At 58.6% G+C, this 10,141-nt stretch carries 8 protein-coding genes; 7 read left to right on the top strand and 1 reads right to left on the bottom strand.

What is annotated here, in order from left to right; all coding sequences use genetic code 11:
• The first annotated feature begins 122 nt into the window (after positions 1 to 122).
• Positions 123 to 1,637: a hypothetical protein gene (locus tag BOW52_RS15555; RefSeq protein WP_135622531.1), complete on the top strand. Its 1,515-nt coding sequence runs from the start codon at positions 123 to 125 to the stop codon at positions 1,635 to 1,637.
• A gap of 103 nt (positions 1,638 to 1,740) precedes the next feature.
• Positions 1,741 to 3,717, top strand: a complete 1,977-nt coding sequence (locus BOW52_RS15550) for a PKD domain-containing protein (RefSeq protein ID WP_078484996.1) — start codon at positions 1,741 to 1,743, stop codon at positions 3,715 to 3,717.
• A 185-nt stretch (positions 3,718 to 3,902) separates the two neighbouring features.
• Here BOW52_RS15550 and BOW52_RS15545 read toward each other — a convergent pair whose 3' ends face one another.
• Complete coding sequence (locus tag BOW52_RS15545; protein WP_078484995.1) at positions 3,903 to 4,574, bottom strand: ArsR/SmtB family transcription factor; 672 nt, start codon at positions 4,572 to 4,574, stop codon at positions 3,903 to 3,905.
• A gap of 144 nt (positions 4,575 to 4,718) precedes the next feature.
• Here BOW52_RS15545 and BOW52_RS15540 point away from each other — a divergent pair, with 144 nt between their 5' ends.
• The 5 genes from BOW52_RS15540 (at position 4,719) to BOW52_RS15520 (ending at position 10,067) form a co-directional block, all read left to right on the top strand.
• The gene (locus BOW52_RS15540; protein WP_078484998.1) at positions 4,719 to 5,543 is read left to right on the top strand and encodes a sterol desaturase family protein; all 825 of its coding nucleotides are present in this window, start codon (positions 4,719 to 4,721) and stop codon (positions 5,541 to 5,543) included.
• Complete coding sequence (locus BOW52_RS15535) at positions 5,540 to 6,532, top strand: VTT domain-containing protein (RefSeq protein ID WP_078484994.1); 993 nt, start codon at positions 5,540 to 5,542, stop codon at positions 6,530 to 6,532. Before BOW52_RS15540 ends, BOW52_RS15535 begins: the two co-directional genes overlap by 4 nt.
• Positions 6,533 to 6,606: 74 nt before the next feature.
• On the top strand, positions 6,607 to 9,033 hold the full coding sequence (locus tag BOW52_RS15530; protein ID WP_078484993.1) for an FAD-dependent oxidoreductase: 2,427 nt from the start codon (positions 6,607 to 6,609) through the stop codon (positions 9,031 to 9,033).
• Complete coding sequence (locus BOW52_RS15525; RefSeq protein WP_078484992.1) at positions 9,030 to 9,698, top strand: hypothetical protein; 669 nt, start codon at positions 9,030 to 9,032, stop codon at positions 9,696 to 9,698. Before BOW52_RS15530 ends, BOW52_RS15525 begins: the two co-directional genes overlap by 4 nt.
• A gap of 27 nt (positions 9,699 to 9,725) precedes the next feature.
• Complete coding sequence (locus BOW52_RS15520) at positions 9,726 to 10,067, top strand: hypothetical protein (protein WP_078484991.1); 342 nt, start codon at positions 9,726 to 9,728, stop codon at positions 10,065 to 10,067.
• Positions 10,068 to 10,141: the final 74 nt, after the last annotated feature.

Raw genomic sequence — 10,141 nt, 5'->3', positions numbered from 1 at the left:
GGCGCCGTAGGCATAAACGGTCGCGTTAAGTATTTGCCGCTTGCTTGGGCTTGGACGCCCAAAACAAGCTTCCGCAAAAATAGCGACTCCCCGATGAAGATACCGCAGTTGAATTGACCTTCGTGGAACTCAACACTCAGGGTGATGAGGCAGATGTGGATGGCACGGTGGATGCTTATGTTGTACAGGCCGTTAGTGGCGGTACGCTGACAATCAATGGCTCGGCCTATGTGGCCACTACCAATGACACTATTGATAGTTTGAAAAGCGCATCATGGACACCACCCAGTAACGCCAACGGCACCCTGAACGCCTTCACCGTTAAGGCCAAAGATGACAGCGGCGACCTTTCGAGCACGGCAGTACAGGCAACAGTTACGGTCAATGCGGTGAACGATGCACCGAGCGGTTCGGGTAACATCACCCTGACCGGAACTGATGAGGATGACACCCCCAGTGGTAGCCCCATCATTAAGGTGGGGAGCGCTTCGGCCAGCAATATTATTGATGATTACATCACCGGCGCGGCGGATATCGATGGGGATACGGTAGGTATTGCCATCGTCGGTGTGACCGGTAACGGAACCTGGAAGTTTTGGTATTGGGACGGTAGTCACAACTACATTGCCTTCGATCAGGGTGGCGTGCCAAGCGAGAACAATACTCATGTTGCTACGATGACCATCACCGCCGTCAACGATGCCCCCACCGTTAATCTAGATGCCAACGACTCTTCTGGCGCAGGCGGAAATGACTACACCACCAGCTTCTCAGCCGGCGGCTCAGCGGTCACTATCGCTGATACGGATGCTAGCGTGGCGGATGTGGATGTGGGAGACCAGATTGCCTCAATGACCGCCACTCTAACCGCGCGACCGGATGGGGATGGGGTGGAGAGCCTGTCGCTCAATGCGGCTGCCACCACCGTTGCCTCGGGGCTGACCGTGGGCTATACCGTCGGAACCGGTGTGCTTTCCGTTAGTGGTAACGCTACGTCTGCCACCTATCAGAGCATCCTGCGCGGTGTGCAATACAACAACACCGATGCGGCCGTCGATATCACCACCGGCAGCCGTACTGTGAATGTGGTGGTCAACGACGGTGCCCTGAGCTCCGCCACTGCCACCGCCACCGTGAGCGTGGTGACCGCGCCGGTCGTGACCCTGCCCGCGGCCAGCTATACCGAGGGTGACGGCAATAAGCCGATAGCGGGTGGTGCCACCGTGACCGAGCCTGATGGCGACAACCTCAATCTGATGACCATCACCCTGACCCTGACCAATCCGCTGGATGCGGGTGAGACCATCAACCTTTCCGGTGGTGCGGGCGCCAAGGGGGTGGGTATCACCGCCACCTACACCAGCGCCACGGTGATTACCCTGAGCGGTTCCGATACTGACAACAATTACGAGGCGGCATTGCAAGAGTTGCGGTACAGCAACAGCTCCGAGAACCCCGACACCACCACCCGTTCCATTACCGTGGTGGGGCGTGATGTGAACGGCAACAGCGGGGCCACGTCGACTCTCTCTCTCTCTCTCAGTGTGACAGCGGTGAACGATCCGCTCGTTGGGGACGTCACCATCAGCGGCGGCCAAACCCCTCCCGTCGTGGCTGATGTACTCGGGGCGCCGTAGGCATAAACGGTCGCGTTAAGTATTTGCCGCTTGCTTGGGCTTGGATGCCCAAAACAAGCTTCCGCAAAAATAGCGACTCCCCGGAATCAGTGATGCAGACGGTTTGGGTAGTTTTAGTTATCAGTGGAAACGCGCGGGTAGTGATATCACCGATGCCAATTCGGTTGACTACACGCTGCAGGTTGCTGATGCGGGAAGTGCAATTACCGTTACGGTCAGTTACACCGACCTTGGCGGAACGCCAGAGTCCACCAGCAGCTCTGCTATTGATGCCGTGGATGGTGATCTGGATGGCGACTCTATTGGCGATAGCAGTGATCTGGATATCGACGGTGACGGCATGCTCAACACTTATGAGGATGCCAACGGTCTTAATAAGCTTGATGCAACGGATCGTGACACCGATCTCGATGGCGATGGGGTCAGTAACTACGATGAGTTCCTGGCCGACAGTGATGCAATGGCTGATGACTACCCACCTGTAGTCACTCCGCCTGCCGATGTGAATGTTGATGCAGAGGGTCTCTTTACGCTAGTCACTATCGGTAGTGCCACGGCGGTTGATGATCTGGATGGTGATGTCAGTGTGACCTCAGATGCCCCGACGCACTTTGCCCCTGGCGAAAACACTGTTACCTGGAGTGCCACCGATGCGGCGGGTAATACCGGAACGGCGACACAGAGTGTCAATGTCACCCCACTGGTGGAGCTGGGCAAAGACCAGGTTACGGCAGAGGGTGCGTCGGCCACCTTTGAAGTGATGCTTAACGGCCCGGCAGTCACCTATCCGGTGACAGTGCCTTACTCTGTTTCAGGTACGGCGCTGACTGATGGCTCAGACCACGATCTGGTAGACGGGAGTGTGACGATTACCTCGCCTAACCTCTCAACGACCGTAACTGTCAATGTGGTGGATGATGGAGCGGGTGAGGGGATGGAGAGCTTGATCGTTACTCTGGGCACTCCAAACAACGCAGTGGTGGGGGCGAAAGCGACCCACACGTTATCGATTTACGAGGGGAACGTAGCCCCCGATGTATCCCTGAGTGCTGAACAGGGTGCTGTTGTAGGGGCAGTGTTGGTCGAGCAAGGTGGTGCCGATGTGGTGGTCACAGCGACAGTGACGGACCCTAATCCGGCCGATACCCACAGCTATGACTGGAGTGGCACCGATAATGGGCTCACCGATACGGATGGGGCAGGCAACAGTACCTTTACCTTTACACCAGCCACTGCGGGTACCTATATCTTGCAGGTAACTGCCACCGATAGCGGTAACTTGACTAATAGTGCCGAGTTGACTCTGAACGTGGTTGCCACAATGCCGGTGCTAACGGCAACCGACAGTGATGGTGACGGTGTTGATGATGATGTGGAAGGTGCTGGTGACAGTGATGGCGACGGTATACCCGACTACCTCGACAATGCCAATTTACAGGGTAATGTGCTGCAGGAGATGGCGCTAACCGAGGATCGGTATATTGTTGAAACCGAGCCAGGCCTAATCTTGACCCTGGGTAGCGTCGCGTTACGCGCCGGAGAAGGCAAGGCAGGCGTTAGCGAGGAGGAGATTGTTAGCCACGGTAACGACGGTGCGGGAGCTGTTGCTGACGGTGAGCATAGCTACACTGGAGGGCTGTTCGACTTTACTGTCGATGGTCTACCGGTGGCGGGGCAGTCGGTCACTATTGTCGTTCCGCAGCATGCTGCTGTTCCGGCCAATGCCGTCTATCGCAAGCAACAATCGGGTGGCTGGTTCAACTTTGTTGAGGATGCCAATAATACACTGGCCTCTGCGCTTGGTGAGGAGGGTTTCTGCCCACCTCCAGGGGATGCGGCCTATAGTGCCGGTCTGAATGAAGGGGACTGGTGTGTGCAGCTGATCATTGAGGACGGTGGTGCCAACGATGCTGATGGTTTGGCGAACAACAGGGTGGTTGATCCGGGCGGGGTCTCGGTTATGAGCAGCACGGCGAGTTCAAGTGGCAGTGGTGCTGTTCAACCGCTGTGGCTGCTACTGTTATCGAGCTTCGCTGTTAGTCGCGTGCTGGTGCAGAGGAGGGGGCGCGACAAGCTATAAGAGGAAAATCATAAAAGGAACGGTAGACGGTGCGAACTTCAGCGGGAATGGTCAGCTCGCTGATTTCGTGCTGTTTTTTTTGCTCGCTTGATTGTGCCCGGTTTAATGGGTGTGACATAGCCATCGCAGCAACTATTACGAAGGTCTGTTGCCGTTCAGATAATTACGCGCTTGGTCTCCTCTAGCTAGTGACTTGTCGTCTTCTCCACCGGTAAACCTGCCAGCTGCCACTCGGGGAATCCATCCTCCAGTCGGTGTGCCGTATAACCCTGTTCGCGTAGACGCGCCACGGCATCGAAGGCGAGAATGCAGTGGGGACCACGGCAGTAGGCGACCACTTCATGTTCCAGGTCGAGTTCATCAAGATGCTGCTCGAGATCGGCGAGGGGGATGTTGACCGCACCCGGCAGATGGCCCGCCTCGTACTCCTCGGGGGGACGTACATCGAGCACCGTGACCAGTCCGTCACGTGCACGCTCGAGCAGGTCGGTACGTGCTACCGGTTCGAGACTGTCCTTAGTGGTGAGATAGCTCTCGACCAGTCGATCGACATCGGCCAGACGTCGCTCGGCAACGCTGCGGAGTGCCTTGAATAGCTCGGTAACATCATCCCCGCTGAGGCTGTAGTAGACCTTCAGTCCCTCTTTCCGACAGCTGACCAGCCCGGTCTGGCGTAGCTGCTGCAGGTGTTGTGAGGTGTTGGCCACCGTAAGCCCGGCCACCTTGGAGAGTGCTTCGACACTGCGCTCGCCCTGGGCAAGAAACTCCAGAATCTCAAGCCGATTACCGTTGCTGAGCGCCTTACCGACACGGGCAAACTGGGCGAAGAGGTCCTGCTTAAAACCACCGGTTGACATAGAATCCCCATCAACTATTCTAATATTCAAGTAATCTATTGAATAATAACTGCTCCGTTGAGCATAGCAGCTCAATCTATTTCTATCTAGGAGGCAAGTGTGGCGTTTACCGAGTGGCTGATGGCCAATGAGAAACCGGTGCGGATGGGTTTCTTCTTTGGTGTTCTGGTGGTGATGGCACTGTGGGAGATTGCGGCCCCTCGTCGGGCGCTGACCGTCTCCAAGTCGGTTCGCTGGATCAACAACCTCGGCATTGTCTTTTTCAACAGCTTTCTGGTCAGGGTGCTGTTTCCCGCCGCAGCGGTAGGCGTGGCGGCCTTCGCCGCGGAGAACGGTTGGGGGCTGCTCAACTATTACCAGATACCGTTTATGTTGGCGGTGGTGCTCTCGGTAGTGGCGATGGATTTCATTATCTACCTGCAGCATGTGCTGGTGCACGCAGTCCCGATGCTCTGGCGCCTGCACCGCATGCACCACGCCGATCTCGACTACGACGTCACCACTGGTGCCCGTTTCCACCCCATCGAGATCATCCTCTCGATGCTGATCAAGTTCGCCACTATCGTGGTGCTCGGCCCGCCAGTGGTGGCAGTGATCATTTTCGAGGTGGTACTCAACGCGATGGCGATGTTCAACCACGGCAATGTGGGTCTGCCAGCGGGACTCGATCGTCTACTGCGTTGGCTGGTGGTGACCCCCGATATGCACCGTGTTCACCACTCGGTTGAGGATGATGAGGCGAACAGCAACTTCGGCTTCAATCTCTCCTGGTGGGACCGTCTCTTTGGCACCTACCGCGATCAGCCGCGCGCTGGCCATCAGGGCATGACGATCGGTATCCACAAGTACCGTACTCCCAAAGAGGTGAGCTGGTTCCCCGGCATGCTGCTGCTCCCCTTTAAGGGCAAGACGAGTGAGTATGTGATCAACCGTCGCCAGTGGGGTGAGGCGAAGGAGGATCAGCAGTGAGTAAGGCGCTGATTCGCATCGCGTTGCTTGCAGCGGTCATTACCGGAATCGTTCTGGCGGTGCTCTATCGCGACCAGCTCAGCGCCGAGGCGTTGCAGCAGTGGATCGGTGATGCCGGAAGTACGGGACCGATCCTCTTTTTTATCCTGCTCTATGCCGTTGCTACGGTGGTTTTTCTACCCGGATCGGTGATCACCCTCGCAGATGGTGCGATCTTCGGTCCGGTCTGGGGCACGCTCTACAACCTCACTGGAGCAACACTCGGGGCAACGCTCGCCTTTCTGGTGGCGCGCTATCTGGCGGCCGATTGGGTTGAGCAGCGCAGTGGTGGTCTGATCAAGCGGCTGAAAAACGGCGTTGAGTCGGAGGGGTGGCGCTTTGTTGCCTTTGTACGCCTGGTACCGCTGTTTCCCTTCAATGCGCTCAACTACGCACTGGGGCTGACCCGCATCAAGCTATCCCACTACATCATCGCCTCCTATCTCTGCATGCTACCGGGCGGCATCGCCTACACCTATCTCGGCTACGCCGGACGCGAGGCGGTGGCGGGCGGCGAGGGTTTGATCCAGAAGATACTGCTGGCGGTGGCGCTGTTGGCGCTGGTCTCCTTCCTGCCGCGTCTGATCGCCATGTTTCGGCGCGGACCGGAGGTCGATGCCACCACACTTAAACAGCAGCTCGATAGCAGCGAGGATCTGCTTCTGCTCGATGTGCGCAGCGCTGAGGATTACATCGGCGAGCAGGGTCATGTAGCCGGCTCGTTATTGATACCGCTTGAGCAGCTGAAGCAGCGGCTCGATGAGCTGAGTGATTATCAGGAGCGGCGGGTGGTCACCATCTGTCGGACCGATCGTAAATCGGCCAAGGCGGCGAGGATACTGGTGGAGAAGGGTTTTGCCGACGTGCATGTGGCGAAGATGGGCATGACCGACTGGCTCAAGTGTGGCTATCCAGTTGAGACACAGATGCCGCAAGAAGCGAAGTCGTAAAGGTGCTTGTCGTCTGAGTGACACAGAGCGATCAGGTGATGCGCTTCTAACAGGGGTGACTGGCAGAGGGTGAGATGGGTGTAGTGCAACAGACTGAAGAGGTGTCACCGCTGCTGTCTCATCAGCCGAGGTCCGCTACGTCTCTGAATCAGGGCAGCATGCCCTCACGTTACCGTCTCTGGGTACAGCTGTTCAGTCTGGCCGCCTTTACCCTTGCCTTCGTCGGCTGGCTCAACGAGAGCTGGCTGTTCTGGTTTGAAAACCCGATCTGGCTCAACCGTTATACCGAGTACGCCATCATCCTCGGCTTCGGCATCTGGCGTATCGTTGCCGAGCAGAACCCCTACACACGCAAGCGACTAATGGTGCTGGTGGCAGTGGTTACAGGCTTCTGGTGGCTGATCCCGTGGCTGACGCCCTTCACCGAACCCTATGTCGGTTTCCTCTGGGCGCAGCCTGTATTCCCCTCACTGCATACCCCCGGCACCATCACCTTCTTTCTGGTGCTGGCTCTGGTGTTTCTCTTCGGGCGGCGGGTGATCTGCGGCTGGGGTTGCCCCTGTGTCGGTATCCGCGAGACGGTCGGCTTCTCCTTTCGCGATCGCACCCCGCGTTCCAAGTGGGCGTGGCGGCTGCGTCACAGCAAGTGGTTCTTCTTTATCTACTACGTCGGGGTGATGATCGTCACCCAGTACCCGCCCAATAGCTGGACGGTGAGTTTTGTCGGCGGCTTCTACGCCATCGTTGCACTGACCTACTTTGGCACCTTCTTCCTTGCCCCGCTAACGGGTAACCGCAACTACTGTCGCTACTTCTGCCCCTTTGGCGCCACCTTCGGTCTGCTCAACCACGCCGGTCCCTACGGCATCAAGATGGATACCGATAAGTGCATCGACTGTCGCAGCTGCGAGCAGGTGTGCGACATGGGAATTCCGGTCTGGGAGCAGGGCAGGCAGAGCGGCCGGGTGACTGGTATCGAGGACTGCATGGGGTGCGGCCGCTGTGTCGTCTCCTGTCCCACCGATGCGTTGGAGTTTCGCGATGCACGTAATCTGCTGCGACCAAATCTGGTGCAAAACGGTTCTCATCTGCTCAAACGCACGCCACCCGCACCGGTTGAGCGGCAGGAGATGACAACACGTCGTGCAAATGAACGAGGCGGCGACTGGCACGAGATCGAAGAGCGACCTTCGCTGGCTGAGATCCAGCGTCAGGCGGCGCGCTGTCTCGACTGCGGTGTGCCGGGTTGCAGCCACGCCTGTCCGCTGGGTAACCGTATCCCTGAATGGCTGGAGGCGACTGCTGCCGGTGAGATCGAACGGGCTGCCGTCATCGCCCATACCACCAGTAACTTCCCTGATCTCTGCGGCCGTCTCTGTCCGCAGCAGCGTCTCTGTGAGGGGGGGTGTACCAAGGCCCGTACCCCGGAGGGGGCGGTCACCATTGGTGCCATCGAACGCTATATCAGCGATGAAACGCTATACAACGGCTGGCGCCCGGAGCTGGGCCAGATGGCAGATAACGGTAAACGGGTGATCATAGTCGGGGCCGGACCTGCGGGGCTTGCCTGTGCCGATCAGCTGGTACGTGGTGGTTTTCGCGTCGCCCTCTACGATAAAGAGCCGCTGGTGGGCGGATTGCTCACGACCGGTATCCCGCCGTTCAAACTGGAGAAGTCCCACGTAACGTTGCGTTATCGCCATCTTAAGGCGGCGGGCGTGGAGTTCCATCTCGGTCAGAGGGTGGATGAGGTCGTGATGCGGCGGCTACTTGATGAGGGCGATGCGCTCTTTCTTGCCACCGGTGCGCAGCAGTCGCGTCCCCTGCAGGTTTCGGGGGCTGAGCTGGCGGGCGTTCAGGATGCGCTTAGCTATCTGGCGGCGGTCAATCGTGTGGGTGGCGGCGATGAGCTGCGCGGCAGGCGGGTGGTGGTCATTGGCGGCGGTGATAGCGCCATGGATTGTGCCCGAGCGGCGGTTCGTCAGGGCGCGGTCTCGGTAACGGTGGCCTACCGTGGTTGTGACTCGGTAATGCGCGCCTCATCCAGGGAGCAGCAGAGTGCTCGTGATGAGGGGGTCGAGTTTTGTTATGAGACGACCGTTGAGAGAATCGAGGGCGAGCAGGGCGTTACTGCGATTGAGCTGAACGTGGCGGGTGAGTCGCAGCGGCTTGAGTGTGATGCAGTGATCAGTGCCATCGGTCAGCTTCCGGCACCGCAGCCGTGGCTGCAACGCTTCGGCGTTGAGTGTGAAGAGAGTGGTGTGGTTCGCACCGATTCGATGGGGCGTACCAGCCATCTGAAAATCTACGCTGGCGGTGATAACAGCCACGGTCCTGATCTGGTTGTGACCGCCGTGGCGGCAGGGCGCAGGGCAGCCGAGGCGATAGTGAGCGACTTCAAACCGCTGCGACGTCTCATCGCTGGACGATCCAGAATAGAAAAATCGGACTCTCAGACATCGGTGATGGTTGCTGCCAGAGAAGCGGGGAGCCTGCAGTGAGGTGGTTGCTACTGCTGTTCACACTTCTGACGGCCGGTCAGGCCGTGGCGGGACACGACTGGGGCGGTATGGATCTCTGCACCCTCTACCCGGAGAAGATGCCGCCGGGTATGTCGATAGAGCAACTCCCGCAATCCGATCACCCCGGAGCCCTGTTGATGCAGCGCTACTGCGCCCAGTGCCACAACCTGCCGGGGCCGGGCCGACATACCGCTGTCGAGTGGCCGCAGGTGCTGGAGCGAATGGATACCCTGATGGAGGTCTCCAGTCGTTTTGGTGCGCTGCTGGGGCGGGTGGAGGTGCCGACCCAGGGCGAGAGCCTGCAGATTCAGGCCTATCTGAACACCAACGCCCTGCAGCCGATGAGACACTTCAGTGGCGGCTTTAGGGAGAAGAGTTATCAGCAACACTGTAGTGGCTGTCACGCGCTACCCGATCCGGCGCAACACAGTGCTGATGAGTGGCCGATGGTGATGGCGCGGATGGCGCGTAACCGAGAGGTGATGAAACGGGCTCCGCTCAGCCCCGAGACGCAGCTGACGATCCTCGCCTACCTGCAGCAGGCCTCGCTCTGGGACCTGGCTGGCCCTCGGCCCCTTTCTGCTATTGGTAGTGGTCGGGCTGTGGCGCTGGCGGTATGGCCAGCGGCAGGACGGTCGTGCTGAACCGCAGCCAGAGAGACGGGGCGTGTGATGCGACAACGGGTGCGCTATATCTACATCCCCCTGCTACTGCTCGCGGTGTTGGTCCCGAGCGGTTACTACTTTGTCGAGTGGAGCAAAGGAGGCGAGGGAGACGGGCTCTACTCGCGCCAGTGGCAGCCGGTTGAGGGATTTGGCTACTGGCACCCCGATCAGTTCTACCAGTCGGTCGAGTCGATAAGTGGTGAATTTGAGGGCCGTGAGTGTGTCACCTGCCATGAGTCGGTCACCCCCGGTATTGTCGCCGACTGGCGTGCCAGTGGGCATTCGCAACCCGCCTCGGGTGAAGGGCCGATCTACTGCTCCAGGCCTCAAGAGAAGTTCAGGAGCTGAGCCGTTTCCAGGCCTTTAATAAACTTCCTGCCACAACGCAGCGCGAGTATATGACCGAGCTGATGGTGCGAGAG

It is taken from the genome of Solemya pervernicosa gill symbiont (assembly GCF_002020875.1).
GTDB lineage: Bacteria > Pseudomonadota > Gammaproteobacteria.
This window is presented reverse-complemented; position numbering and strand designations above follow the sequence as displayed.